Genomic DNA, 25,027 nt, shown 5'->3' with positions numbered 1-25,027 from the left:
TGACATTAATTCATATGGTGAAATATATAAAACCTTAAATTAGTGCTTTATGTGGTTTGATATTCTGTTTGGTTGTGTTTTTTAGTTGGTTTGTGGTCTTTAATTTCAAATTGTTGTTATTTTATTTATTTTGATTTTTTATGTTTTTGGTGAGATATTAGTCGAAAATGTGAATATAAATATGTAAGCTGTTGATTTTTAAAGGTTTGAGCGAGGTGTTAATATTTTTTTATGTTATTTGACACGCAGAATAATCTTTTGCAATCTAGACCTCGAAATTTAGAGGTGCTGATAAGTTTTCAACATAGAAAACGTCAGCGCTATCAAACTAAGGGAACCGGGCAAGGATTTCCCAAATTATAGAAAAGGCAGTGGATTATTATGAAAAAGACTCTAGTAGCTATAGCTATCGCAGCTGTATCAACTTCTGCATTCGCAGACGTAAGCAACCGTTCTGAAAACGCTAAACCAATGTTTGAATTCGATTCAATGCACAAAGAACAGTTTTCTGTTTCTGGTGCTGCTGGTATTGGTGGTTACTACGACACTAAAACTGATGCTATGTACGATGATTGGGCTACAGCACTAACAGTTTCAGTTTCTTACGAAAACAACCGTCTACGTGGCTATCTAGAAGTTGATCTAGAAATGAACTACACAACAGACAACAACGAAACTGATGCTGCTGGTTACGACATTGAATCTGGTCCAACTAGTGATGTAGATAAAGCTTGGGTTGGTTTCGAAACTGGTGCTGGTATTGTATCTTACGGTTGGGAAAACGACACAGCTCTTGATAAAGTAGATGGCGCTGGCGACTTCACTTACGAGTTTGGTTCTTCTGCTGCTGATGCATCTGATGCTCACAACGTATTCAAATTCCAAGGTTCAACAAGTGGCTTTGCTTACGGTATCTCTAGTTTTGACACTGATGATAGCCACAAAAAAGCTGATACTGGCGCGAATGGTTACTTAGGTTTTGAACACGAAATGTTCAATGTTTATGCTGGCTACGAAACTCGTAATAAGAAAAATGGCTACGATTACGATGTAGTTTCAGTTTCTGGTAACGTAACTCTAGGTCAATTCTCTATCGGTCTAAATACTTGGGTTAATGACAATGAAGAGAAAGCAAATGAAGATAAAGGTTTCTACACTTCAGCAGCTTACGCTCTTGATGATCAATTAACTTTAGCTGCAGGTTACAAATCTAACACAACAGAATCAGACAATGCTGGTACTGCAGATGTAGACACTGCTTACTTCAACGTTGCTGCTATGTACACAATGAATGATCGTGTAGACATGGGTATTGATATCCGTCGTGATACAGATGTTAAAGCTGGCAATGACGAAGAAACTTACGTATTTGCTGCTGCATTCTACAGCTTCTAATTATTACTTAATAAGTAATTGTTAATTGTTTTAAAAGCCAGTCTATGACTGGCTTTTTTCATTTTAGGAAAATTTTGTAGTAAGGAGCAGCGATTAAGTCAATACTTTACAGCTCTTTCCATTCCCCTGGCTTCAAATCACCCACATTCATATCACCCATCGAATAGCGTATCAGGCGCAGTGTCGGGAATCCGATATTGGCTGTCATGCGGCGCACCTGTCGGTTTCGGCCTTCAATGATAGTAATAGCTAGCCAAGTCGTTGGTATTGCCGCTCTAAAGCGCACTGGCGGTGTTCTGTCCCACACTGAAGGCTCTTGCATCACTTCAACTTGAGCGGGCAGTGTCATACCATCTTTTAGCTCTACACCTCTTCTCAATTTTTCTAAATCTTCCTCAAGCGGCGCACCTTCAACCTGGATCCAATAGGTTTTTGGCGATTTAGAGGATGGCTGAGTGAGTTGCGCTTGATAAATACCGTCGTTGGTCAATACCAGTAATCCTTCACTGTCACGGTCTAATCGACCAGCAGCATAGACATCTTTAACAGGGATGAAATCCGCAAGTGTCTTGCGTCCATCACCATCAGTAAACTGACTTAACGTATCAAATGGCTTATTAAATAAGATGACTTTTCTATCTTCAATTGCGATTCTAGGTTTCTTGTCTGCTCTATGAGATTTTGATGGTCGCTTTTTGAATGGCTTAGATGTTGCGCCATTTACTGCTTTATGTTTGAAATGAGAAGGTTTATCTGAAGTGCGATTATTATTATTTGCGCTTCTAGAACGAGAAGACATGTTAAGTACCTTGCAAAAATGTAAATGGACTGTATTCAAAAGTTTTCCCGAGAAGGGATTTGAGATATCATTTGCGCGCCTAAATGACACAACAACGAACAAGATAATAGACTATTCGTCATGTTTTGTTTAATTATAAGTGGTATACCAATCTACATATACGTTTATTGACTTGAATATCGAGTTATTAAGACTGGTACTGCCAATGCACTCACGGATTTGAACAAGCATTGCTCAGGCGGAGAATGCTTCGTTTAAAAAATATAAAGAGTGCAATTATGCGAGTAGGTTAGTGTTTCGCTAGCTTAGGAGCGCAATTCACATTGCTCTAATGTTACTAGAGCTTGTTAGAACTATAGGGAAATTTCATGCCTACAGAAAAACCAACCATTATCTATACCATCACAGATGAAGCACCGGCTTTGGCGACGTACTCTTTACTGCCAATCATTCAATCTTTTACGGCTTCATCAGGAATCAATGTAGATACCCGCGATATTTCATTGGCTGGGCGTATTATTGCTAACTTCCCAGAGCATTTAAAAGAAGACCAACGTATCTCTGATGCCCTTGCTGAGTTAGGTGAATTAGCGAAAACGCCAGAAGCGAATATCATTAAGCTTCCCAACGTATCCGCATCGGTACCACAGTTAAAAGCGGCGATTGCTGAACTTCAAGCGAAAGGTTACGCACTACCTAACTACCCTGAAGAGCCAAATACATACGATGAAAAGGCGATTCAAGCGACTTACGACAAGATTAAAGGCAGCGCAGTAAACCCAGTATTACGTGAAGGTAACTCGGATCGCCGAGCGCCACTTTCTGTTAAGAATTACGCGAAGAAAAACCCTCATTCAATGGGCGCGTGGTCTGCTGATTCTAAATCTCATGTTGCAAGCATGGATGATAAAGATTTCTTTGGTAGTGAAAAATCAGTCACTATCTCTGGTGAAACACAAGCTCGCATTGAATTTGTAGCCCAAGATGGAACGACTAAAGTACTTAAAGATGCACTAGCACTTCAAGATAAAGAGATCATTGATGCGTCGGTTTTGAATCAATCAGCTCTCGTTTCATTCTTTGAAAAAGAGATTGAAGACGCGAAAAAACAAGATGTTTTACTTTCGCTGCACATGAAAGCAACCATGATGAAAGTGTCAGACCCGGTCATTTTTGGTCATGCTGTTAAAGTGTACTACAAGGAAGTGTTTGCTAAATATGGCGACCTATTTGAAGAGTTAGGCGTTGATGTTAATAATGGCTTAGGGGATGTTTACTCAAAAATCGCATCATTGCCACAAGCTCAAAAAGAAGAGGTTGAAGCGGCAATTCTCGCGGTTTACGAGACTCAACCAGCACTGGCAATGGTTGACTCAGACCGAGGCATCACAAACTTGCACGTACCAAGCGATATCATCGTTGATGCTTCAATGCCTGCAATGCTTCGCTCTTCTGGTCAAATGTGGGGCCCAGACGGCAAACAAAAAGATACTAAAGCACTGATCCCAGATCGCTGCTATGCAGGTGTTTACCAATCGGTTATCGATTTCTGTAAAGAGAATGGGGCATTTGATCCAACCACCATGGGTAGTGTTCCAAATGTTGGCTTGATGGCTCAAAAAGCGGAAGAGTATGGCTCGCATGATAAAACATTCATCTTAGATGCTGCTGGTACCGTTCGCGTTGTTGATGCTGAAGGTTCTGTTTTGATCGAACAAATCGTCGAACAGGGTGATATCTTCCGTATGTGCCAAGTGAAAGATGCGCCAATTCAAGATTGGGTGAAACTTGCGGTTACTCGTGCCAAAGCATCGAATGTGCCTGCAATTTTCTGGTTAGATTCACAACGCGCACACGATGCAGAGTTGATTAAGAAAGTTGAAACTTATCTAGCTGATTACGATTTGTCAGGCTTAGAGATTAAAATTCTATCTCCTGTAGAATCAACAGAGTATTCGCTGGTTAGAATCCTAGAGGGTTTAGATACGATCTCTGTTACAGGTAACGTATTGCGTGACTACCTAACCGATCTGTTCCCAATTTTGGAACTGGGTACTTCTGCGAAGATGTTATCCATTGTTCCATTAATGAACGGCGGCGGCCTGTTTGAAACAGGGGCGGGCGGTTCTGCGCCTAAGCACGTACAACAAGTTGAAAAAGAGAACCACCTACGTTGGGATTCTTTAGGTGAGTTCTTAGCTCTAGCGGCTTCTCTGGAACATTTAAGTGTTGTTTCGGGTAATGCCAAAGCTCAGGTTCTAGCGGATGCTTTAGATAAAGCGACAGGTGACTTTTTAGATAATAATAAATCACCATCTCGTAAAGTGGGTGAGCTTGATAACCGTGGTAGCCACTATTATCTTGCGACATACTGGGCTCAAGCACTAGCAGATCAGAGTGTCGACGCTGATCTTGCTGCTGAGTTTGCGCCTATTGCTAAGCAGTTAGCAGACAACGAGAGTGCAATTGTGGCTGAATTGAATGATGCGCAAGGTGTTGTCGGTGACCTTGGTGGTTACTACTTCATTGATGATGCGAAAACATCAGCGTTAATGCGCCCGAGCTCGACGCTGAATAGCATTATTGAAGACTAGTGTTATTGAAGAAAAGCGCTATTGAACGTTAATCGTTGCTAATGCGTTGTCCAGTAAAAAACCCGCTAATGAATAGCGGGTTTTTTTATGTAACCATTTAGCTGTCGAGTAAGCATTGTTGAGATGGGTTGCTTACATTACGTATTTTTGGCTATTTTGTTGCTTCAATGGGCATGACGGAGCTGGCGTGTGAGCCTTTTGGCCCTTTTTCAACTTCGTACGCGACTTGTTGCCCGGCCTTTAAAGTGCGGTAACCATCCATTTGAATAGTGGAGTAATGTGCGAAAATATCCCCTTCTTCATCCTCCGGACTAATAAAACCAAACCCTTTAGCGTTGTTAAACCATTTTACTGTACCTGTAGCCATGCTATACGTCCTTAATGCATTTTATTACTGATATTGTTGTGGTGTAGATGAGTGTTTCTTTTCCCTAACACTCAATGAATTACCAACTGGTAAAAAATTGACCACTACGCACCAATGTAGCCAATGATTTCATCTAGTCAATAGTTCGATAGTATAAATAACAACATATTGGTAATTAAATCACCTTGCAATTAACTTGGCTGTAACTTTTTTGCAAACTGATATACTGTTAAGGCGAGATGGAAAATTTTTACTTGCTGTCTTTTTAATCAACAAGATACCGAATTAGTAGCAATCGCAATCTTTTATTTGCAGCGTTACCAATGGTGCATTAGTCTTTAGATGTGAAATGTTTTTTATAAGGATGTTTTGCAGTGTGCAAGTTCAAAGATTTATACGTCATTTTGTGAAATGATAAGTTTAGAAGTCCTACAAACATTGATGGCCATGAGTAAAAATTTTGAATGGGTAACTCCAGACTCAAACCTACTGGAGAAAGAGCGGACACAGATAAAACCGCCGGCAATGTATAACGTTATATTAAACAACGATGATTACACCCCTATGGATTTTGTCATCGAGATCCTAGAACGTTTTTTTTCATTGGATATTGATAAAGCAACACAAGTTATGCTTAAGGTTCATTATGATGGAAAAGCAGTTTGCGGTACATTCAGTGCTGAGATTGCTGAAACAAAAGTAGCCCAAGTAACGATGTACTCAAAAGAAAATGAGCATCCGCTACTATGTACAATGGAGCAAGCGTAGTCGGCTTGCTTGAGCAACCAAAGTTGTTCCTATAGGAGGTACATATGCTGAATAAAGAATTAGAGTCGAGTCTCAACGGTGCATTTGCTCGCGCGCGCGACAAACGGCACGAATTTATGACTGTTGAACACCTCCTACTTGCGTTATTAGAAAATGATGCAGCTAAGGATGCGTTGCTTGCCTGCCAAGCAGAATTAGACGCCCTTCGTCAAGAGCTCGATATTTTTATCGATCAAACCACCCCGCTTATCCCAGAAAATGACGAATCGCGTGAAACGCAGCCAACACTTAGCTTTCAGCGAGTGCTGCAGCGTGCTGTGTTCCATGTTCAATCGTCTGGTCGCAGTGAAGTCACAGGGGCAAATGTACTCGTTGCCATTTTTAGTGAACAAGAGTCCCATGCCGCGTACCTGCTTAAAAAGAATGATATTAGCCGTTTAGATATTGTGAATTTCATCTCTCATGGTATTAGCAAAGCCGCGGATTCCCATGAAGACTCTGCTTCTGAGTCATTTGGAAGTGAGGGAGCTGAAGAGGCGAATTCGGATGAACGCTTAGAAAGTTTCGCGACCAATCTCAATGAAGTGGCGAAAAAAGGCCAAATCGACCCGCTTATCGGACGTGATAAAGAGTTAGAAAGAACCATTCAAGTATTGTGTCGTCGCCGTAAAAATAACCCTCTATTAGTCGGCGAAGCTGGTGTCGGCAAAACGGCAATCGCGGAAGGCTTAGCGTGGCGCATTGTTGAAGGGCAAGTTCCTGAAGTCATTCAAGACAGCATTATCTACTCGTTAGACATTGGGTCACTTTTGGCAGGCACTAAATACCGTGGTGATTTCGAAAAACGCTTCAAAGGTATTTTGAAGCAGCTAGAAAAAGAAGATGATGCGATCTTATTCATTGATGAAATCCACACAATCATTGGTGCAGGTGCCGCGTCGGGTGGGCAAGTGGATGCTGCAAACTTGATCAAACCGCTATTGAGTAGTGGTAAGTTACGCTGTATTGGTTCAACTACCTACCAGGAGTACAGCACTGTTTTTGAAAAAGAACGCGCACTTTCACGTCGTTTCCAAAAGATTGATGTGGTTGAACCTTCGATCGATGACACGACTAAAATTCTTATCGGGTTGAAGCCTAAATATGAAGCGCACCACGATGTTCGTTATACCAATAAGGCATTGCGAGCAGCGGTAGAACTTTCTGCCAAATACATTAATGAACGTCATCTGCCAGATAAAGCGATTGATGTGATCGATGAAGCAGGGGCTCGTAGTCGCTTGGCTCCCGTTAGCCGTCGTAAGAAAACCGTAAGCGTTGCCGATATCGAGTCGATGGTAGCAAAAATGGCTCGTATCCCCGAAAAATCGGTCTCTTCTTCTGATAAAGATATTTTGCAGAAGCTCGATGACAAAATGAAAATGCTGGTGTTTGGACAAGATCCTGCGATCGATGTGCTTAGCGAGGCGATTAAATTGACTCGTGCTGGCTTAGGCGCTGATAACAAACCTGTCGGTTCATTCCTGTTTGCAGGCCCTACAGGGGTGGGTAAAACGGAAGTGACAGTGCAATTATCTAAATTGATGGGTATTGAGCTGTTGCGATTTGATATGTCTGAGTACGGTGAACGCCATTCAGTCAGTCGTTTGATTGGTGCTCCTCCTGGTTATGTTGGGTATGACCAAGGCGGGCTATTAACGGACGCGGTGATTAAGCATCCACATGCTGTCGTATTGCTTGATGAGATTGAAAAAGCGCACCCAGATATCTTTAACTTGCTTTTACAAGTGATGGATAACGGTACATTGACGGATAACAATGGCCGAAAAGCTGATTTCCGAAACGTGATATTGGTGATGACAACCAATGCTGGTGTTGCAGAAACTGAGAAAAAATCAATGGGGCTTATTCAGCAAGATCATAGCCCTGATGCGATGGCCGAAATTAAGAAAGTATTTACGCCAGAGTTCCGTAACCGCTTAGATAACATCATTTGGTTCAATAGTCTTGATGAGAGTGTGATCCATCAAGTGGTGGATAAATTCATCGTTGAACTTCAAGTTCAGTTAGATGCGCGTGGCGTGTCGCTTGAAGTTTCAGAGGATGCTCGCCACTGGTTAGCTCATAAAGGCTATGACAAAACGATGGGGGCAAGACCAATGGGGCGTGTGATTCAAGAGCGTCTGAAAAAGCCTCTTGCGAATGAGTTGCTCTTTGGGTCATTAGTTGATGGCGGTACGGTGAAAGTGACGCTTGAAGATGAAGAGCTTAAGTTCAAGTACATTGGAACAAAAGAGAAAGCAATTCATTGATGAAGGTGACGTTTAGCGGCTTAAAAATTAAAGACTAACGCTGAACGTTTATTGTATCAAAAAATAAAATACCCACTAGACATAGTGGGTATTTTTTTAATCGTAAAACATAAAAAACAGAGCAATTAGGCTCTGTTTTTTATTGCAGTCGTAAATTAGATATTAACGAGCGCGGAAGACGATGCGGCCTTTGGATAGGTCGTATGGAGTCATCTCTACAGTTACTTTGTCACCAGTAAGAATACGGATGTAGTTCTTACGCATTTTACCTGAGATATGAGCTGTAACTACGTGACCATTTTCTAGTTCAACACGAAACATTGTGTTTGGTAGAGTATCAAGTACAGTGCCTTGCATCTCAATTACGTCTTCTTTAGCCATTTAATCCTCTTTAGAAACTTGGCATCCTTTAGCGGCTAAGTGTCGCCACTAAAATCTAGATATGTAAACTTGTCGCGTATTCTACCCTTGCCATCGCTGATTTACTAGCCTTTGATGAGGTTGAAAGCGTACTTTATAGTTCATCGCTGAACAATCGTCGATTTGATAACCTAAATATAGCCATTGTTTGTTAAGTTTTTGGCAATATTGAATTTGGTATAGCACTGCTAACGTCCCAATGGAAAGATCAACATCAGGATCGAAAAAGGTGTAGAAAGCACTGGCGCAATTATTTAAGTCATCAGTGACCGCAATCGCTACCAGCGTTTCTTGATCGTAGATGTGTAAAAATCGACAATTTAGCCACTTCGCTTGAGAAAACTGGAAAAACTCTTTCTGCTTTGGTGGGTACATAGTGCCATGCTTGTGGCGAGCATTAATGTAACGGCTATAAAGTTCAAACCACTGCTCATCCATGCTGCTTTTGAGCTCCCATCGAAGGTGGTTCGCTTTGTTTAACACTCTTTTCTGACTTTTTGATGGTTTGAAATTAGGAATGTCGACACGTAAAGCTGTGCATGCTTGGCACTTGTCGCAATGAGGCCTGTATATCGTATCGCCACTGCGACGAAAGCCATTCGCAAGTAAAATTTCATAGCTTGCCGCGGTTTGCATTTCATTATCAAGTGCAACCGCTACGCGTTCTTGTCTATCGGCTAAATAGCTACACGGGTGATTATCGGTCAATCCAATTTTTATTTGTTGCAAATCTGAACTCATTATTCATTTCCCTCAATAGGCCAAGTTAACCACTGAGTTTTAAAGCAATTCATTGAAACGGGCTTGTCTCTATAGGATAGCAGTCTCTGTAAGAAATCGTCTCGTTCAATCTCAACTGCGCCTAGAGAAGCTAAGTGAGGGTTCATGACCTGACAGTCGATTAATTGGCCGGAGTACGTTGAAAAATGGTCACAAAAATACCACAGAGCGATTTTAGAGGCGTTGGGCTCAATACTGAACATTGACTCGCCACAGAATATTTTCCCTCTCAATATCCCATATAACCCGCCAATGAGCTCATCACCCTGCCATACTTCGACCGAGTGACAATGCCCTTGCTCTGCTAAAGTTATATAGGCAGCTCTCATCTCTTCGTTTAGCCATGTCTCTTCTGCAGGTCGCAGCTGGGCACACAACTGAATCACTTGAGAGGTAGCTCGATTGATGCTGATGCTATAGCGATGTTTTTTTTGAAACTTTTTTACACTTTTCGATGGTTTGAAGGTCTTAGGGTTAAAGACGGCTCGCGGTGAGGGGCTCCACCAAAGAATAGGTTCTCCGGGACCATACCAAGGAAAGATACCGTTACTATAAGCAGTTAGAATGCGTTGTGGATGTAAATCACCTCCGAATGCGAGCAAGCCGTTAGGTTCTTCTAGGGCTTCGTACGGGGAAGGAAACCGATTATTGTCGCTTTCTAACTCAGTGAGATATAGGGTCATAAATACTTAATGTGAAAGATGGAGAAATAAAATGAAACGTTGGTTATTAATCTTACTTGTTTTACCCATGTTCGCCAATGCAGGATACCAACGAAATCAAGCACGTCCAGTAAACTCTGTCGTGTATGGAAAAGTTGATTCCGTTCGATATATCACTGAACAGCAGATTGTACAGTCGCAGGCTAACGGATGGGAGACATTGTTAGGCGGTGTCGTTGGTGGGCTGATTGGCAACCAGTTCGGTGGTGGATCAGGAAAAGAGGTCGCGACAGCGGTTGGGGCAATAGCTGGGGCTGGTGTCGCACGAAATCGAGCAACTAGCCAATATAAAATTGAATATAAGCTGGTGGAGATTTTAATTAAGACTGATTCTGGAAAGCTTGTCGATGTGATCCAAGATGTTGATAGCACTATGCTGCTCAATCGTGGTGATTCTGTTCGTATTCTCTATTTTGATGATGGGGTGCGTGTCGATTTGGTTTACTGATGCTGCCATTGAATGACTAAATATCCTTTAATTTGAATTAGATTAGCTCTGGAGTTCAGGATTAATTTTAGATAGTCTGACTAGACGAACAATTTTACATAGTTGGTTGCTGAATATGACAGCGAGTACAACTCAAGGACAGATTATCTCAATGGAAAGCCTAACGTTACAACCCATACAAAAAGTGAATGGTGAAGTGAATTTACCAGGCTCGAAAAGTGTTTCGAATCGAGCTCTGCTATTGGCTGCTCTCGCGACAGGAACAACACGTTTAACGAACTTGCTCGATAGCGATGATATTAGACATATGCTTAATGCCCTTACATTGCTGGGTGTGAAGTATCAATTATCGAATGATAAGACCGTATGTGAAGTTGAAGGGTTAGGGAAAGCGTTTGATAGCTCTCAATCGGTAGAGCTATTTTTAGGCAATGCAGGTACCGCGATGCGACCTCTTGCGGCAGCGCTTTGTCTTGGCAGTGGTGAGTACATACTTACTGGTGAACCAAGGATGAAAGAGCGCCCAATTGGCCATCTAGTGAATGCTTTGCGCGAAGCCGGAGCTCAGATTGAATATTTAGAGAATGAAAATTACCCACCGTTGAAGATTACAGCGCAAGGACTCAAGTCGGGCACTGTTTCTATTGATGGATCTATTTCAAGCCAGTTTTTAACCGCTTTTCTAATGTCTGCGCCTCTAGCTGATGGAGAAGTGCGGATTAAGATTATTGGCGATTTAGTATCCAAACCGTATATCGATATCACTCTTCATATCATGGCGCAATTTGGTGTTAAGGTGGAAAATCTTAACTACCAAGAATTTGTGATTCCAGCGGGTCAATCTTATCATTCTCCAGGTGATTTTTTAGTTGAAGGAGATGCTTCTTCTGCCTCATATTTTCTTGCGGCAGCCGCGATTAAAGGTGGTGAAATAAAAGTCACAGGCATTGGGAAAAATAGCATTCAAGGCGATATTCAATTTGCGGATGCGCTTGAAAAAATGGGCGCGGAAATTGAGTGGGGCGACGATTATGTTATTGCTCGTCGCGGTGAACTGAAAGGCGTAGATCTTGACTACAATCATATTCCAGATGCGGCGATGACCATTGCAACAACTGCGCTATTTGCTAAGGGCACTACAGCCATTAGAAATGTCTATAATTGGCGAGTAAAAGAGACTGATCGTCTATCGGCAATGGCGACAGAATTACGCAAAGTAGGTGCAGAGGTGGAAGAGGGTGAGGATTACATCATTGTTAAGCCATGCTCGGAAATTCAACATGCTGCAATTGATACCTACGACGATCATCGTATGGCAATGTGTTTCTCTCTCGTTGCGTTGAGCAATACCCCGGTGACGATTAATGATCCGAAATGTACGTCAAAAACGTTTCCAGATTATTTCGAACAGCTGCAACGTTTGAGTCAATAAGTGTTCAACTAGGCCCTTGAAGTTAAGGGCCTTAATTCGCAATATGTTGATTTATTTTTCTAAAGTGAACTCTTTAGATAAGTTTATGGCAAGGTATTTAAACATATTAAAAACGGCAGTTGTGTTCTGGGTTGGAAGCCCATTGTCATCTAAAAAATATTCACCTTTAAATACTAAAACTTCTTCTTTTTCTTCTACTGAATCAGCGCGCATTCCTTCGATGTAATCATCGTGTTCTTGAATGATTTGATTGGCAATGAGTAGAAGGTCAAATGAAGAAATAGATTTTTTAGTGGTCATGATTTTTGTCCAATTAAATAGCCAGTACCGAGTAAACAGAGAGTTATTGAGAAACGAACGCCTGTACTTACAGGGCAAATTGAATCGACAGTGTATGTACCTTGTGGTGAATTTCAATAGTTTTGCTAACTTAACTGATGCCGACAACAAAAAGATCGTGGTTATTCTGTGATTTATGGCAAAAAACGCTTAAGTCCGTTAGGTATTAGCAATATCACATGTTTACTATATGCCGCGTTTGCTTGGGGTCATTGATTTAAAGGATAATAGTTATTGTTCATCTTTTAGTGTAAATGAATTAGTAAGTGTCATAGTCGATGATTTGTCGAGCAATCAGAGTCAAATTTAAAAAAACAGGTTGATCTTCTTGTAATCTCGCTCAATAGTAAAAAAAGAAGCAATAATTTCGAACATCATGCGAAATCGCGAAAGATGCTAATTAAGATGCAATAGTTGTTATCTGATTCAGCTCTCTTTTTCCAATCGCGTCGTGATTAAGGACGTTAGAGTCAATTATGGGTAAATCGCTCGTTATAGTGGAATCGCCAGCCAAGGCAAAAACCATTAATAAATATCTTGGTAAAGATTTCATCGTGAAGTCTAGTGTGGGTCACGTACGTGATCTTCCTACTGCCGGTCAAAGTACGGGTAAAAAAGCCGCTGCTATTTCTACCAAAGGAATGAGCGTCGAAGAAAAAGCTCGTATCAAGAAAGAGAAAGATCGCAAAGCACTTATCAAGAAAATGGGTATTAACCCTTATCAAGATTGGGAAGCCAATTATCAAATTTTGCCGGGCAAAGAAAAGGTCGTGGCGGAATTACAGAAACTAGCAGAAGACGCTGATTTCGTATATCTCGCAACCGATTTGGACCGCGAAGGAGAAGCTATCGCATGGCACCTTCGTGAGATCATCGGCGGCGATGAAGAGCGATACAAACGCGTTGTGTTTAACGAAATTACCAAAAACGCAATCCAACAGGCATTTGAAACGCCTGGTGAACTCAATATGGATGGCGTTAATGCTCAACAAGCGCGTCGTTTCATGGACCGCGTTGTTGGTTTCATGGTTTCACCGCTGTTATGGAAAAAAGTGGCGCGTGGTTTGTCTGCGGGCCGTGTTCAGTCTGTGGCAGTTAAACTTCTGGTGGAGCGTGAACGTGAAATCAATGCGTTTATTCCAGAAGAGTTTTGGGATATCCACGCAGATACGCACACTAAGGATTCTACTGATTTCCGCTTGATGGTCGCTCAAAAAGCAGGTGTTGCATTTAAACCTGTCAATGAAGCTGAAGCGAATAGTGCGTTGTCTGTGCTGCAAAAATCGCAGTATGAAGTGTGTAAACGTGAAGACCGTCCAACGAAGAGTAAACCTTCTGCTCCTTATATTACATCGACGCTGCAACAAGCGGCGAGTACACGCTTAGGCTATGGCGTGAAGAAGACGATGATGTTAGCTCAACGCTTGTATGAAGCGGGTTATATCACCTATATGCGTACTGACTCAACGAACTTGAGTTCAGAGGCTGTAGAAGCGGCCCGTGAATTCATCGGCAGTGAGTATGGACCTAATTACCTTCCTGAGAAGCCCTTAGTTTATGGCAGCAAAGAAGGGGCTCAAGAGGCGCATGAAGCGATTCGTCCTTCCAGTGTTGAAGTGAAAACAGATGACCTAAACGGTGTTGATGCTGATGCACATAAGCTATATTCACTGATTTGGAATCAATTCGTTGCGTGTCAGATGACACCAGCGCAATACGATTCAACAACCGTGAGTGTGAAAGCCGACGAGTACACATTGAAAGCGAAAGGCCGTATTCTAAAATTTGATGGTTGGACACGTGTTCAGCGTCCAATGGGTAAAAATGAAGATACCATCCTTCCTGCGGTTCAAATTGGCGATAAGCTGAGCCTTGTTAAACTGGATCCTAAACAGCACTTTACTAAGCCACCAGCTCGATTTACTGAAGCTGCATTAGTTAAAGAGCTCGAAAAACGTGGTATTGGCCGTCCATCTACTTACGCTTCTATTATCTCGACGATTCAAGATCGTGGGTACGTAAAAGTTGAACAGCGCCGTTTCTATGCTGAAAAAATGGGTGAAATTGTTACTGATCGATTAGACGGCAGTTTCAATGACCTGATGAACTATGATTTTACCGCGCGCATGGAACAGAAATTGGACCAAGTCGCTGAAGGTGAAACGAGCTGGAAAGGTGTGCTAGATAACTTCTTTACTGATTTTACCGGTGATTTAGAAACCGCTGATCTCGATGAAGATGCTGGTGGTATGAAGCCTAACCACATTGTAGAGACCGATATTAAGTGTCCTACATGTGAACGTCCTATGGGTATTCGCACCGCTTCTACTGGTGTGTTCCTTGGCTGTTCTGGCTATGCACTGCCACCGAAAGAGCGCTGTAAAACGACCATCAACTTAGGCGATGAAGATGGCGTAGTAAACGTGCTGGAAGAAGACGTTGAAACCGCGGCATTGCGAGCTAAAAAACGTTGTCCAATTTGTGAAACGGCAATGGACGCGTACTTAATTGATGAAACGCGCAAAATGCATGTTTGTGGTAATAACCCGAACTGTGAAGGCTACATTGTTGAGCATGGCGAATTCAAAGTGAAAGGCTATGACGGACCGCTTGTTGAGTGTGACAAGTGTGGTTCTGATATGGTTCTTAAAAATGGTCGTTTCGGCAAATATATGGATTGTACGAGTGAAGAGTGTAAAAACACGCGTAAAATCTTGAAAAATGGTGAAGTCGCGCCACCGAAAGAAGATCCAGTTCATTTACCTGAACTTCCTTGCAGCAATTCGGATGCTTACTTTGTATTACGCGATGGTGCTTCAGGTCTGTTTATGGCTGCGAGTAATTTTCCTAAATCGCGTGAAACAAGAGCACCTTTAGTCGAAGAGCTGGTTCGCTTTAAAGATCGAATTTCACCAAAATTCCAATACTTGGCGTCTGCTCCTGTTGCTGATCCAGATGGATTACCAACGGTGGTCCGTTTTAGTCGTAAATCGAAAGAGAACTACGTTCGTTCGGAAATTGATGGAAAGCCATCAGGATGGACAGCACTTTATATCGATGGAAAATGGGAAATTACGGATAAACGTAAGAAGCCCAAAAAAGAGACTAAATAAATTTAAAAGCAGCTTTCGAGCTGCTTTTTTTATACAAGTAATAAATCAATCCGATATCTATATTTGTCAAATTTGTTAATAAATCAACACTGACCTTTTCTCTCTTTGATATTTGAATTCGTTTTATTGATTCATTTAATTAGTGTGGTGTTTTGTAAATATAAGCAAAATCGCCGAAATAATATCCAGCCATGAAATAATAAAATATGCCGAAGTCAATAAAACAGGCAGTTTGAGCTCAAGATCTAACTATGCAATTCATTCGTGAAGTGATTGTAAATTCATATAACTGTCACCTGAGATTATTATACTGCTCAAGGTGAACAAATTGCGTGTGTGGTTTATGTTGAGTACATGTTGATTTATTGTTTGGTCTTGGCGGTGTAATGTGACCGAACCTACGACTTGCGCACACAAAATGTATAGTGTCGAAGAATAGGATTTTTTAAATTGGTATTCTCTTCTAAAAAAGATAAGTTATAAGAAACAAAGTGCAATAAATATAGCACTCAACCTGCGCGAGGCTTAATAAATAAGTACACCATACTGGGATCTTAATTGGTGTATTGATGCGCATAAAGTATACAGAATCGATGTTTGCTTCCCCCGAAGTATTTCTTCACAAGTAAATATCGAGCATTCTTATAAGCTATATATGGAGAATAAAATGGCTGGTGTATTGGGTATGATTCTTGCTGGCGGTGAAGGTTCTCGTTTAAGGCCTTTAACCGAATCTCGTAGTAAGCCTGCAGTTCCGTTCGGTGGAAGTTATCGCTTAATAGATTTCGCATTGAACAATTTTGTTAATGCAGATCTGATGAAAATTTACGTGTTAACTCAATTTAAATCTCAATCGTTATTTCACCACATGAAAAAGGGCTGGAATATTAGTGGGATCACGGATCGGTTTATAGATCCGATTCCTGCTCAAATGAGAACAGGTAAGCGTTGGTATGAAGGCACAGCAGATGCTATCTACCAAAATTTACGTTTTATGGAATTAGAAGAGCCAGAACACGTTTGCATTTTTGGTTCTGATCATATTTATAAAATGGATATTAAGCAGATGCTTGATTTCCATCAGAAGAAAGAAGCGTCTCTAACGGTTTCAGCTCTTCGCATGCCTGTTGCCGAAGCAAGTGAATTTGGTGTTATTGAAGTGGATGAAGAGGGACGCATGATAGGTTTCGAAGAGAAGCCAAGCAACCCTAAATCGATTCCGGGTGACCCTGAATTCGCACTTGTATCAATGGGTAACTATGTATTTGAAGCTCAGAATCTGTTTGCTGAATTGAACGCCGATGCTGAGAAAGAAGATTCTAGCCATGATTTTGGCAAAGACATTATTCCTAATATGTACCCACGTGGTGATGTATTTGTTTATGACTTTAGTACAAATAAGATCACTGGCGAAAAAGAGGAAGTGTATTGGCGCGATGTAGGTACGATTGATGCATACTGGCAGGCTCATATGGATCTTCTTGCTGAAGATGCTCCTTTCTCACTTTATAACCGCAAGTGGCCCCTACATACTTACTACCCACCACTACCGCCAGCAACTTTCACTGATTCAGTGAATGGTCGAGTACAGATTATTGATAGCTTGGTATGTAACGGTAGTTTTGTTCGTGGTTCGCGTATTGAGAAATCAGTACTTGGATTTAGAAGTAATATCGCTTCGACGTGTGACATTAGCGAAAGTATTCTACTTGGTGATGTGAAGATCGGTGAAGGGTGTGTATTACGTCGAGTTATTGTCGATAAAGATGTCGATATTGCACCTGACACACAGATTGGCGTAAACCTCCAAGAAGATAAAAAGCATTATCATGTATCGGATGAAGGCATTGTTGTTATCCCTAAAGGAGCGCGCATTGGCTACTAAAACTCTTTCTATTCTGTTTGTTGCATCAGAGGTCGAAGGGTTAATTAAAAGCGGTGGCTTGGCAGATGTTGCCAAGGCACTGCCTTTAGCGTTAAAAAACCTAGAGCAAGATGTACGAATCACACTTCCAGCGTACAGAAAAATTCCAGGTGTTACAGAAGCAAAAGTTCTATTAGATACACAACTTGAGCATTGGCCTCATACGCCATATATGGTGCGAGAGTTAACATTAGAAGGTACGTCGGTGTACGCCATTGACTGTCCACAGTTTTTTGACCGTGCTGAAATGTACGCAGAAAATAACCAAGCGTATGCTGACAATGGTGAACGTTTTGCTTTCTTTAGTGCTGCTTGTCTCGATATGCTGCCGAAGTTATCGTTTCAACCAAATATCGTTCATGCTAATGATTGGCATACTGGGTTTGTCCCATACTTTTTGAAACACCGTTATGCGAAAGAGGAATTTTACGCTCAAATGAAGAGTGTCATTTCGGTGCATAACGCGGTATTCAAAGGTGTGTTCAGTTACGATGAGCTGCAAAGTAGCGTACACGAATTTCATGCTCGGTATGCCCCAGATGCTGCCGTAAGTGAAACTCATATCACCATGCTTAAAGCCGGTGTACTGAATGCAGACAAGATCAATGCAGTAAGCCCTAGCTACGCGAAAGAGTTACTCACTGAGTTAGGTAGCCACGGTATGGCTGCTGAATTTCAGCAGCGTAGTGATGATCTGTATGGGATACTAAATGGTTGTGACTACGGGGCATGGAACCCGGAAAAGGACACTTTAATCCCAAAACAGTATAAAGCCTCTCATCAGAGTATGGTGCGCGGCAAGAAAGTGTGTAAGCAACAACTCCAATCTGAAGTGGGGTTACCAGAGAAATCGGTCGCAGTTTACGGCATGGTTTGCCGGTTAACTCATCAGAAAGGCGTGCACTACTTATTACCAATTCTGTCTGAATTTTTGAAAAATGATCTACAGGTTGTGGTGGTTGGAACAGGGGATCCTGTCCTAGCAGAACAACTGAAAGAGATCATGTCATTGCATTCCGATAAGTTTGCTTTTGTAGAAGCTTACGACAACACATTGGCTCATTTAGTTGAGGCGGGCTCTGACTTCTTCTTAATGCCATCTGAATTTGAGCCTTGTGGCCTCAATCAGATATACAGTATGGCTTATGGAACGCTGCCGATTGTTCGTTCAGTTGGTGGGTTGAAAGATAGCGTTGTTGACTATGATAGCTCTCCATTTGACGCAACAGGATTTAGTTTCAGTGAGCCAAGCTCGAATGCATTGCTGCTTGTGATGCTACGATCTCTGCTGGTTTATACACAACAGCCTGCGGAAATTAAACGTGTTCAGTTACAAGCCATGAAACAAGAGTTCTCTTGGAGTGAAGCGGCGAAAACCTATCTCGCTATGTATCGAGACGCTCTATAAATAAAGGTGAAGGCGTGATGGCGTCTTCACTTTATTTCTATAATGTGGTGTTTATCGATAGTAATATCATTAAATTAGCTTATAAGACCGCTAATCTCACACTTTTTTACCCTAATAGCTAATATCTGACATTAGCTAAACTCCAATCCGCTTGATCTGTGTTAATCTTCCATTCCACTTTTAAATCCCATTGATATATAGCGAACCTCCTAATTTATGACTGAGTCTCTTTTATTCCATAAAACTTATACTCATCCCACAAGTGAAGAATGGGTGGTGTTTGTGCATGGTGCGGGCGGAAGTTCATCCATTTGGTTTAAACAAATCAAAGCGTATAAAGCTCATTTTAATCTTTTACTGATTGATTTGAGAGGACACGGAAAATCGAATCAACTTCTGAAAGAGCTGATCAGTAATCGGTATACTTTTAAAACGGTGACTATGGACATCCTTAGAGTATTAGATCACCTTAAGATCCGTTCAGCACATTTTGTTGGCATGTCGCTAGGGACGATTATTGTTCGAAATATCGCGGAACTTGCCACCCATCGTGTTCGTTCTATGGTGTTGGGTGGTGCCGTTACTCGTCTTAATACTCGATCGCAAGTACTGGTGAAGCTCGGTAACATGAGCAAACACATTATCCCTTACATGTGGCTGTATAGCCTTTTCGCTTACATTGTTATGCCGCAGCGAAATCAGAAAGAGTCGCGCAACCTCTTTATCCGAGAAGCTAAGAAATTATGCCAGAAAGAATTTAAACGCTGGTTTATGTTGACCTCTGAAGTTAACCCTTTGATGCGCTATTTTAAAGACAGTGAATTACCCATCCCTACACTTTATTTAATGGGTGAGAAAGACTACATGTTTATCCAACCGGTAAAAGAGATGATTGCAGTGCATGAGTCGAGCGAGTTGTGTGAGATTCCCGATTGTGGGCATGTATGTAATGTCGAGCGACCTGAGGAGTTTAATAAGCACTCTATAGAGTTTATTCAAAAACAAATTAACGAGTAGATTCTCGGGGAAGAGTGCTACTCGTTAACGGTGCGAGTTATATTTATAGAGCTATCATTGCTTAGTAGTTAAATATCGCGGCTATGACTACAACTCCAGCAAACTCCAAATTGCGGTTCATTCTCATTATTACAGTGCTGACAGTGCCATGAATGTTGTTGGTGACTACTGCATTGTTGCTGGTAGTCATCAATAATGGCTTTCGCTTTTAGTGCTTGTTCAGGGTTGTGTAACCAAATATAAGCATCTGTATCATCATTTAGTGGTAACTCGCCACGAAGACCAAACAACCCCTCACCTCGAACTTCACAGTCGATGCGTTCGCTCTTCAACCATTCACACACGATATGCGCTTCAGTTGGTGTGCTCGCAATAAATGCTTTCATGATTCATTCTCTGCATGAGTTGTCGGTTTAAATTTTGCCATTAACCATTTTGCGATAATAGGAAATAGACCGAGTAGTGCAAATGACGCCAATACGGAGGGTGAAACAATGCCAGAAAGCGAGTCTATTTCTGCAAGCTGTGTGCCTGCATTTAGGTAGACCATGGTACCAGCGAGCATACCTAATTGACTAGTTAGGTAGAATTTTAAGGTGGTGATTGGAGTTAGGCCCATCAATAGATTAATTAAGAAAAATGGGAAAACAGGGATCAAGCGTAATGAGAAGAGATAAAACGCCCCATCTTTTTCAACACCATTATTAATCGCCTCTAGTTTGTCTCCAAACTTACTTTGCACCCAATCTCTTAATAGGAAGCGACTGCTCAAAAACGCTAACGTTGCTCCAATTGTGCTAGCAAAAGAGACCAAGAACAGGCTAAACCAGAATCCAAAAAGAGCAGCGCCTAAAAGTGTGACGACAGCGGCTCCCGGAATTGAAAACGCGGTGATCAATACGTAAGCAAGGAAGTAAATCAGGCCAGCAACGACGAAGTTGTTTTGGATATATTCGTTGAGTACGGCTTGTTGGGCTTTTGCGTTTTCAAGGGTTAGGTATTGACCAAAGTTAACGCCTAAAAAAAGAACAACAGCGACTAAAAGGATACCAATGATTAGTTTTTTACCCATGGAAGAAGCTCCTTGCAAACGTTTATGGGAACAAGTTTATGGAAACAATATGACAAATGTTTTATCGACTTACAAAGATAAGACAGGGAAGCGAGGAGAAATATTTCATATAAATCAAAGAATATAAAAAAACCGCAGCAGAAACGCGGCGGTTTTTTTGATGTGTCGACTAGTTTAGGTCGCTGATTAACTCATTTCGCCTTTCTTGCGGAACGACTGACCAATGAGTGCCATTTATTGCGCCCTCAAGAGCCCATAACAGCTCAACGCTGACAGATGATGAGTGAGTTTGTCTAATTGCTTGGAAAGCGGTTAGAGAGCCTTTGCGGTGCAATTCTTCAACTGTTGCGATACCCGCTTTTTTAAGCATGCGCTCAGTAGCAAGTCTGAGATTAGGTAAATCTTTTAATCGATTTGGCTTAGCCGATGATTGCTGGCTTTTTTCTTGCTGTGCGAATTCTAATGAAGCAACTGCAGTTTTTAAGATTTGCTCAGGTGTATCCCAGCAATTTTCAGGCAAAGCAAAATACTTAGTAACAACAGGGAAACCACGTTTTTTGTAAATGTATGGCTGATAACCTTGTTCTTGGAATTGCTTGGTTGAATCTTTATCAGCACGAATATGTAGTTGATCATTAACTACTAGTGCGAACATTGTGTCATTGGCAAAAATGCCAAATCCACCAAACATTGAGCGGGACTTGATAGCGCCAAGTTGCTCAAATAACTTCATAGAGTCTTTTAATACTGGTTTATCCATGCTGTATAGTCTCGGTGTAAAGGATTACGCCACCAAATTTCAGGTCCGAGATAATAGCTAAGTGATGCAAATGTACTGTCAACGAAACGTTAAACTTTGTTTGCATACTTGCCATCGGTAACCCCGCTACCTACCAAATGGTTTAGGCCGGAGGCTTTGCGTCCTATTTTTTCAAATAGTTTGCCCTGTGCGTGACACTCATAGCATATAGGAAAATATTGAATAGGTATCACATTTTAGGTTTTAAAATGAGATGTTGGTTCAATAATTCATGGGCTTGATGTGGGTTGAGTTGCATTTTAGGTGTTGTGAATGCGCACTGATTAATACGCATTCATTTGAGTATTTTAGTTAAGTAAGTTTTTTTACCGTATCTCGAACTACGATTTCAGGGTGCATTTCAAAGATGCGTTTATCGTGCTCTTTGTCTTTGATTCGTTCCAATAAAATCTCAAATGCAGTTTTACCAACACGTCTTTTTGGTTGGTGGACTGTAGTTAGTGGTGGAGAGAAATATTCTGCTAATTCAATGTTGTCGTAACCAATAACAGAGATGTCGTCAGGGATTCTAATCCCTTTCTGCTGCAAGCGGCTCATCAACCCTAAAGCCATTGTGTCATTGAAACAGAAGACAGCCGTTGGGCGATTTTCCATATTAACAATTTTATCAGCAGCAAGTACTGCAGTATCACATTCAAAATTGCCTTCGATGATCCAATCTTCATTCACATCAATATCGGCACCCTTGAGAGCTCGTCGATAGCCTAAAATTCGCTCTTTACATGCAACCTTATCGAAATGACCACTTAAGCATGCAATATCGGTATGACCGTTATCAAGCAAGTACTTAGTCGCAAGGTAAGCGCCTTCTTCAGAATTATCGATGATCTTATCGGCTTGCGAACTTTCAGGGCCCCAGTCCATGATCACTTTAGGGATATCAGAGTGACGATCTAACATCTCTTTTAGCTCTTCAGTTAAATCTGAACACATGACTAACATGCCATCAACACGCTTTTCGGCAAGCATGCGGATATAATCACGCTGCTTTTCGTAAATTCCACCAGTATTACAAAGAATCAGCGTGTAGCCCTGTCGATAACAGTAACTCTCAACGCCATCAATTACTTCTGAAAAGAATAAATTGGTAGATTGAGTCACGAGCATACCAATGGTGCGTGTGGTATTACATTTTAAACTTCTCGCAACGGCACTTGGAGCATAGTTTAATTCGTCTACCGCTTTCATTACCTTTTCTTGAGTCGTTTCAGCAACAAATCGAGTTTTGTTGATGACGTGAGAAACGGTAGTTGTGGATACGCCTGCTAAGCGTGCGACATCTTTTATTGTAGCCATGGTGTTATCCTGTCGAGGTGCTACTTAATACAGTGGTTAACTCATATAATAGTCAACCAAGTAGCGTAAATACTATCTCTTAATAGCAATTGCCGATTCACGTTACTTCACATCGTGAATCATCGAGAGATAGCAAGGTATTAAGAAACACAAAAACCGCCTTATATCAGCGGTTTGCATTTGTAATCATATTTTATCGTTTGCGGTCACAATTTTAGACCGCAAACGCTTCACTGGCAATGGATATTGGACCAGTTTAGTGGGTGTTGTCACATTTAATTATAAGAGGGTCAATACAAAACTACCAAGTGAAGTGAACCTAGTCTCACTTGATAGTTTAAAATGTGATAAATAACCACGAATTACCGATGGGAATTATAAATTTGAGAGGTTATTCGCCTGTTAGGTATTGGCAATCTAATTGGCAGAAGGCGACTAATACTTGAGCTACGCTTGCATAAAAACCAAACTCATCATATTGATCGCATTTAGCACTAAACTGTGGGATCCAAGAAAGGATATGAGTTTGAATGAAAGATTCTTGCTCAATTAATGCATCATCAAGGTGTTTCTCTTGCTCAAGCTCATTTGAACGAATAATTAAATTACCTAAAAAGTCGAGTTCAATGGCAATGTGGTCTGCTGGTTCATTCAATGATTCACTCACTGCAATGCCGTGCTTTGACATTAATGCTGCCATCTCTTGAGCCGGAACATCATTCAATAAACCTTGCTTTCCAATGTACATAGAAGCGTATGGAAGAGCGGCGTTCTTATCTGATTTTAAAAATAGATCACAATAGTCAGCGGAAAGCTCTAATTGAGCGTCTTCACGGTTTTGTAAGCGATTAAGGGCGTCAACTAACTTGTCTATTGAAGGTTTAAGTGTTTCGTTTTCACCTAAGCCAGTCAGAAAAGTGCGAATCTCTTGAGAGTGATAGCTGTCTAACTCTTGTTGAGTTAACTCTTTTGCGAAAAGGCTAGATAGCCACCAGTAAATCTCTGCACGCTTTTCATTGAATGCTTTTGTTTCGATCATCGTTATTGCTCCGAGTATTATTCTCACTATAGTCTAACCAATAAAAATGAATAACAGTAACTACATTAAATAAGAAAAGTGACGGAATATGACTAAATATTAACGCGTGAGCTATGCTTGTCTTGAATCAAGAAAAAATGATCTTTCCTGATTTTAAACCATCTATTGCTAGAAATATTACTATTTATGAATAGAATAGTAAGCATAGACGAAATAACTAAAAGAAAAGGGTGTAGATGAGCTATCACGTATTGGTCGTTGAAGACGATGTAGTAACCCGTAGTAAACTTGTTGGTTACTTCCAGAATGAAGGGTATGCCGTAAGCGAAGCAGAAAATGGCGCTCAAATGAGAGAAGTACTACAGAGCAATCTTGTAGATTTGATTATGTTAGATATCAATCTACCTGGAGAAGATGGCTTAATGCTAACTCGTGAATTACGCAGCCAATCGGATATAGGCATTATTTTAGTTACTGGACGCACGGATAGCATCGATAAAATTGTAGGCCTTGAAATGGGGGCTGATGATTACGTGACTAAACCCTTTGAACTTAGAGAGCTTTTGGTTCGAGTTAAAAATTTATTATGGCGAATTTCGGCAGCGCGTAACGCATCTAGCGTGGCGGTGGCTGAGTGCGAAAATGAAAACTTAGTTCGTTTTGGTGAATGGACGTTTGACATACAACGCCGTGCATTAAGCAAAAATGGCGAGCCTGTAAAACTGACGAAAGCAGAATACGAACTGTTAGTTGCGCTGTCCTCATACCCTAACCAAGTATTGAGCCGTGAGCGTATCCTGAATATGATCAGCCACCGCGTTGATGCTCCAAACGATCGAACTATTGATGTTCTTATTCGTCGTATGCGCGCTAAAATGGAATTTGACCCAAAGAACCCACAAATTTTTGTAACAGTTCACGGTGAAGGTTATATGTTCGCTGGCGACTGATATTACTCACAG

General features: G+C 41.2%; 21 protein-coding genes, 1 pseudogene and 1 riboswitch. Of the genes and pseudogenes, 11 read left to right on the top strand and 11 right to left on the bottom strand.

Annotated elements, in window-relative coordinates:
* Window positions 1-381 precede the first annotated feature (381 nt).
* Window positions 382-1,395, top strand: coding sequence for a porin (locus F0249_RS10065; protein ID WP_171756583.1), 1,014 nt, complete (start codon window positions 382-384; stop codon window positions 1,393-1,395).
* Window positions 1,396-1,501: 106 nt separating this feature from the next.
* Here F0249_RS10065 and F0249_RS10060 read toward each other — a convergent pair whose 3' ends face one another.
* Window positions 1,502-2,194 carry a pseudouridine synthase gene (locus tag F0249_RS10060; protein ID WP_216599579.1) on the bottom strand — a complete coding sequence of 231 codons (693 nt, stop codon included), beginning with the start codon at window positions 2,192-2,194 and terminating at the stop codon, window positions 1,502-1,504.
* A 368-nt stretch (window positions 2,195-2,562) separates the two neighbouring features.
* On the opposite strand from F0249_RS10060, the gene F0249_RS10055 reads away from it, so the two are divergent.
* Window positions 2,563-4,788 (top strand): NADP-dependent isocitrate dehydrogenase, encoded by a 2,226-nt coding sequence (locus tag F0249_RS10055; RefSeq protein ID WP_171756581.1) that lies wholly within the window; start codon window positions 2,563-2,565, stop codon window positions 4,786-4,788.
* 151 nt (window positions 4,789-4,939) lie between these two features.
* Here F0249_RS10055 and cspD read toward each other — a convergent pair whose 3' ends face one another.
* Window positions 4,940-5,155, bottom strand: coding sequence for a cold shock domain-containing protein CspD (gene cspD / locus F0249_RS10050; RefSeq protein ID WP_017051938.1), 216 nt, complete (start codon window positions 5,153-5,155; stop codon window positions 4,940-4,942).
* Window positions 5,156-5,602: 447 nt separating this feature from the next.
* Here cspD and clpS point away from each other — a divergent pair, with 447 nt between their 5' ends.
* Both clpS and clpA read left to right on the top strand, forming a co-directional pair.
* Window positions 5,603-5,923, top strand: coding sequence for an ATP-dependent Clp protease adapter ClpS (gene clpS, locus F0249_RS10045; protein WP_113797675.1), 321 nt, complete (start codon window positions 5,603-5,605; stop codon window positions 5,921-5,923).
* Window positions 5,924-5,967: 44 nt separating this feature from the next.
* Window positions 5,968-8,235 (top strand): ATP-dependent Clp protease ATP-binding subunit ClpA, encoded by a 2,268-nt coding sequence (gene clpA / locus F0249_RS10040; RefSeq protein WP_171756580.1) that lies wholly within the window; start codon window positions 5,968-5,970, stop codon window positions 8,233-8,235.
* Between the two features lie 162 nt (window positions 8,236-8,397).
* On the opposite strand, the gene infA is transcribed toward clpA, so the two are convergent.
* The 3 genes from infA to aat form a co-directional block, all read right to left on the bottom strand.
* Window positions 8,398-8,616, bottom strand: coding sequence for a translation initiation factor IF-1 (infA, locus tag F0249_RS10035; protein ID WP_001040192.1), 219 nt, complete (start codon window positions 8,614-8,616; stop codon window positions 8,398-8,400).
* 81 nt (window positions 8,617-8,697) lie between these two features.
* Window positions 8,698-9,396: an arginyltransferase gene (locus F0249_RS10030; RefSeq protein ID WP_113797496.1), complete on the bottom strand. Its 699-nt coding sequence runs from the start codon at window positions 9,394-9,396 to the stop codon at window positions 8,698-8,700.
* Window positions 9,396-10,118: a leucyl/phenylalanyl-tRNA--protein transferase gene (gene aat, locus F0249_RS10025; protein ID WP_171756579.1), complete on the bottom strand. Its 723-nt coding sequence runs from the start codon at window positions 10,116-10,118 to the stop codon at window positions 9,396-9,398. Before aat ends, F0249_RS10030 begins: the two co-directional genes overlap by 1 nt.
* 31 nt (window positions 10,119-10,149) lie before the next feature.
* Here aat and F0249_RS10020 point away from each other — a divergent pair, with 31 nt between their 5' ends.
* Window positions 10,150-10,605 (top strand): glycine zipper 2TM domain-containing protein, encoded by a 456-nt coding sequence (locus F0249_RS10020; RefSeq protein WP_017051943.1) that lies wholly within the window; start codon window positions 10,150-10,152, stop codon window positions 10,603-10,605.
* Between the two features lie 151 nt (window positions 10,606-10,756).
* On the top strand, window positions 10,757-12,037 hold the full coding sequence (gene aroA / locus F0249_RS10015) for a 3-phosphoshikimate 1-carboxyvinyltransferase (RefSeq protein WP_171756641.1): 1,281 nt from the start codon (window positions 10,757-10,759) through the stop codon (window positions 12,035-12,037).
* A gap of 51 nt (window positions 12,038-12,088) precedes the next feature.
* Here the strand turns inward: aroA and F0249_RS10010 are convergent, their stop codons facing one another.
* Window positions 12,089-12,337, bottom strand: a complete 249-nt coding sequence (locus F0249_RS10010) for a YciN family protein (RefSeq protein ID WP_017051945.1) — start codon at window positions 12,335-12,337, stop codon at window positions 12,089-12,091.
* 515 nt (window positions 12,338-12,852) lie between these two features.
* Here F0249_RS10010 and topA point away from each other — a divergent pair.
* The 4 genes from topA to F0249_RS09990 all read left to right on the top strand — a co-directional run bounded on the left by topA (window position 12,853) and on the right by F0249_RS09990 (window position 19,838).
* Complete coding sequence (topA, locus tag F0249_RS10005; protein WP_136993745.1) at window positions 12,853-15,489, top strand: type I DNA topoisomerase; 2,637 nt, start codon at window positions 12,853-12,855, stop codon at window positions 15,487-15,489.
* A gap of 655 nt (window positions 15,490-16,144) precedes the next feature.
* Complete coding sequence (gene glgC, locus F0249_RS10000) at window positions 16,145-17,374, top strand: glucose-1-phosphate adenylyltransferase (RefSeq protein WP_084654806.1); 1,230 nt, start codon at window positions 16,145-16,147, stop codon at window positions 17,372-17,374.
* Window positions 17,364-18,821, top strand: a complete 1,458-nt coding sequence (glgA, locus tag F0249_RS09995; protein ID WP_171756578.1) for a glycogen synthase GlgA — start codon at window positions 17,364-17,366, stop codon at window positions 18,819-18,821. The genes glgC and glgA overlap by 11 nt, the downstream gene beginning before the upstream one ends.
* 216 nt (window positions 18,822-19,037) lie before the next feature.
* Complete coding sequence (locus F0249_RS09990; RefSeq protein ID WP_017051950.1) at window positions 19,038-19,838, top strand: alpha/beta fold hydrolase; 801 nt, start codon at window positions 19,038-19,040, stop codon at window positions 19,836-19,838.
* A gap of 68 nt (window positions 19,839-19,906) precedes the next feature.
* On the opposite strand, the gene F0249_RS09985 is transcribed toward F0249_RS09990, so the two are convergent.
* The 5 genes and pseudogenes from F0249_RS09985 to torD form a co-directional block, all read right to left on the bottom strand.
* On the bottom strand, window positions 19,907-20,224 hold the full coding sequence (locus F0249_RS09985) for a DUF2007 domain-containing protein (protein WP_171756577.1): 318 nt from the start codon (window positions 20,222-20,224) through the stop codon (window positions 19,907-19,909).
* Window positions 20,221-20,966: pseudogene (locus F0249_RS09980) on the bottom strand (TVP38/TMEM64 family protein). Before F0249_RS09980 ends, F0249_RS09985 begins: the two are co-directional and overlap by 4 nt.
* 113 nt (window positions 20,967-21,079) lie before the next feature.
* Window positions 21,080-21,670: a TfoX/Sxy family DNA transformation protein gene (locus F0249_RS09975; protein ID WP_113797484.1), complete on the bottom strand. Its 591-nt coding sequence runs from the start codon at window positions 21,668-21,670 to the stop codon at window positions 21,080-21,082.
* 113 nt (window positions 21,671-21,783) lie between these two features.
* Window positions 21,784-21,865, bottom strand: a riboswitch (cyclic di-GMP riboswitch).
* Between the two features lie 156 nt (window positions 21,866-22,021).
* On the bottom strand, window positions 22,022-23,026 hold the full coding sequence (gene purR, locus F0249_RS09970; RefSeq protein WP_017051954.1) for an HTH-type transcriptional repressor PurR: 1,005 nt from the start codon (window positions 23,024-23,026) through the stop codon (window positions 22,022-22,024).
* Window positions 23,027-23,417: 391 nt separating this feature from the next.
* Window positions 23,418-24,065 carry a molecular chaperone TorD gene (gene torD, locus F0249_RS09965; RefSeq protein WP_171756575.1) on the bottom strand — a complete coding sequence of 216 codons (648 nt, stop codon included), beginning with the start codon at window positions 24,063-24,065 and terminating at the stop codon, window positions 23,418-23,420.
* Between the two features lie 236 nt (window positions 24,066-24,301).
* On the opposite strand from torD, the gene torR reads away from it, so the two are divergent.
* Window positions 24,302-25,015: a two-component system response regulator TorR gene (gene torR, locus F0249_RS09960; RefSeq protein WP_017051956.1), complete on the top strand. Its 714-nt coding sequence runs from the start codon at window positions 24,302-24,304 to the stop codon at window positions 25,013-25,015.
* Window positions 25,016-25,027 lie beyond the last annotated feature (12 nt).

This window comes from Vibrio sp. 03-59-1, assembly GCF_013114135.1.
GTDB lineage: Bacteria > Pseudomonadota > Gammaproteobacteria > Enterobacterales > Vibrionaceae > Vibrio > Vibrio cortegadensis.
This window is presented reverse-complemented; position numbering and strand designations above follow the sequence as displayed.

What these genes read in the sequence shown, in the direction of transcription:
- F0249_RS10030 (WP_113797496.1), bottom strand. Translation starts at nt 9,396, where the DNA reads ATGAGTTCAGATTTGCAACAAATAAAAATTGGATTGACCGATAATCAC.
- F0249_RS09985 (WP_171756577.1), bottom strand. Translation starts at nt 20,224, where the DNA reads ATGAAAGCATTTATTGCGAGCACACCAACTGAAGCGCATATCGTGTGT.
- infA (WP_001040192.1), bottom strand. Translation starts at nt 8,616, where the DNA reads ATGGCTAAAGAAGACGTAATTGAGATGCAAGGCACTGTACTTGATACT.
- purR (WP_017051954.1), bottom strand. Translation starts at nt 23,026, where the DNA reads ATGGCTACAATAAAAGATGTCGCACGCTTAGCAGGCGTATCCACAACT.
- aat (WP_171756579.1), bottom strand. Translation starts at nt 10,118, where the DNA reads ATGACCCTATATCTCACTGAGTTAGAAAGCGACAATAATCGGTTTCCT.
- F0249_RS10020 (WP_017051943.1), top strand. Translation starts at nt 10,150, where the DNA reads ATGAAACGTTGGTTATTAATCTTACTTGTTTTACCCATGTTCGCCAAT.
- glgC (WP_084654806.1), top strand. Translation starts at nt 16,145, where the DNA reads ATGGAGAATAAAATGGCTGGTGTATTGGGTATGATTCTTGCTGGCGGT.
- F0249_RS10065 (WP_171756583.1), top strand. Translation starts at nt 382, where the DNA reads ATGAAAAAGACTCTAGTAGCTATAGCTATCGCAGCTGTATCAACTTCT.
- F0249_RS10010 (WP_017051945.1), bottom strand. Translation starts at nt 12,337, where the DNA reads ATGACCACTAAAAAATCTATTTCTTCATTTGACCTTCTACTCATTGCC.
- torD (WP_171756575.1), bottom strand. Translation starts at nt 24,065, where the DNA reads ATGATCGAAACAAAAGCATTCAATGAAAAGCGTGCAGAGATTTACTGG.
- F0249_RS09990 (WP_017051950.1), top strand. Translation starts at nt 19,038, where the DNA reads ATGACTGAGTCTCTTTTATTCCATAAAACTTATACTCATCCCACAAGT.
- topA (WP_136993745.1), top strand. Translation starts at nt 12,853, where the DNA reads ATGGGTAAATCGCTCGTTATAGTGGAATCGCCAGCCAAGGCAAAAACC.
- aroA (WP_171756641.1), top strand. Translation starts at nt 10,757, where the DNA reads ATGGAAAGCCTAACGTTACAACCCATACAAAAAGTGAATGGTGAAGTG.
- clpA (WP_171756580.1), top strand. Translation starts at nt 5,968, where the DNA reads ATGCTGAATAAAGAATTAGAGTCGAGTCTCAACGGTGCATTTGCTCGC.
- cspD (WP_017051938.1), bottom strand. Translation starts at nt 5,155, where the DNA reads ATGGCTACAGGTACAGTAAAATGGTTTAACAACGCTAAAGGGTTTGGT.
- F0249_RS09975 (WP_113797484.1), bottom strand. Translation starts at nt 21,670, where the DNA reads ATGGATAAACCAGTATTAAAAGACTCTATGAAGTTATTTGAGCAACTT.
- clpS (WP_113797675.1), top strand. Translation starts at nt 5,603, where the DNA reads ATGAGTAAAAATTTTGAATGGGTAACTCCAGACTCAAACCTACTGGAG.
- F0249_RS10055 (WP_171756581.1), top strand. Translation starts at nt 2,563, where the DNA reads ATGCCTACAGAAAAACCAACCATTATCTATACCATCACAGATGAAGCA.
- torR (WP_017051956.1), top strand. Translation starts at nt 24,302, where the DNA reads ATGAGCTATCACGTATTGGTCGTTGAAGACGATGTAGTAACCCGTAGT.
- F0249_RS10060 (WP_216599579.1), bottom strand. Translation starts at nt 2,194, where the DNA reads ATGTCTTCTCGTTCTAGAAGCGCAAATAATAATAATCGCACTTCAGAT.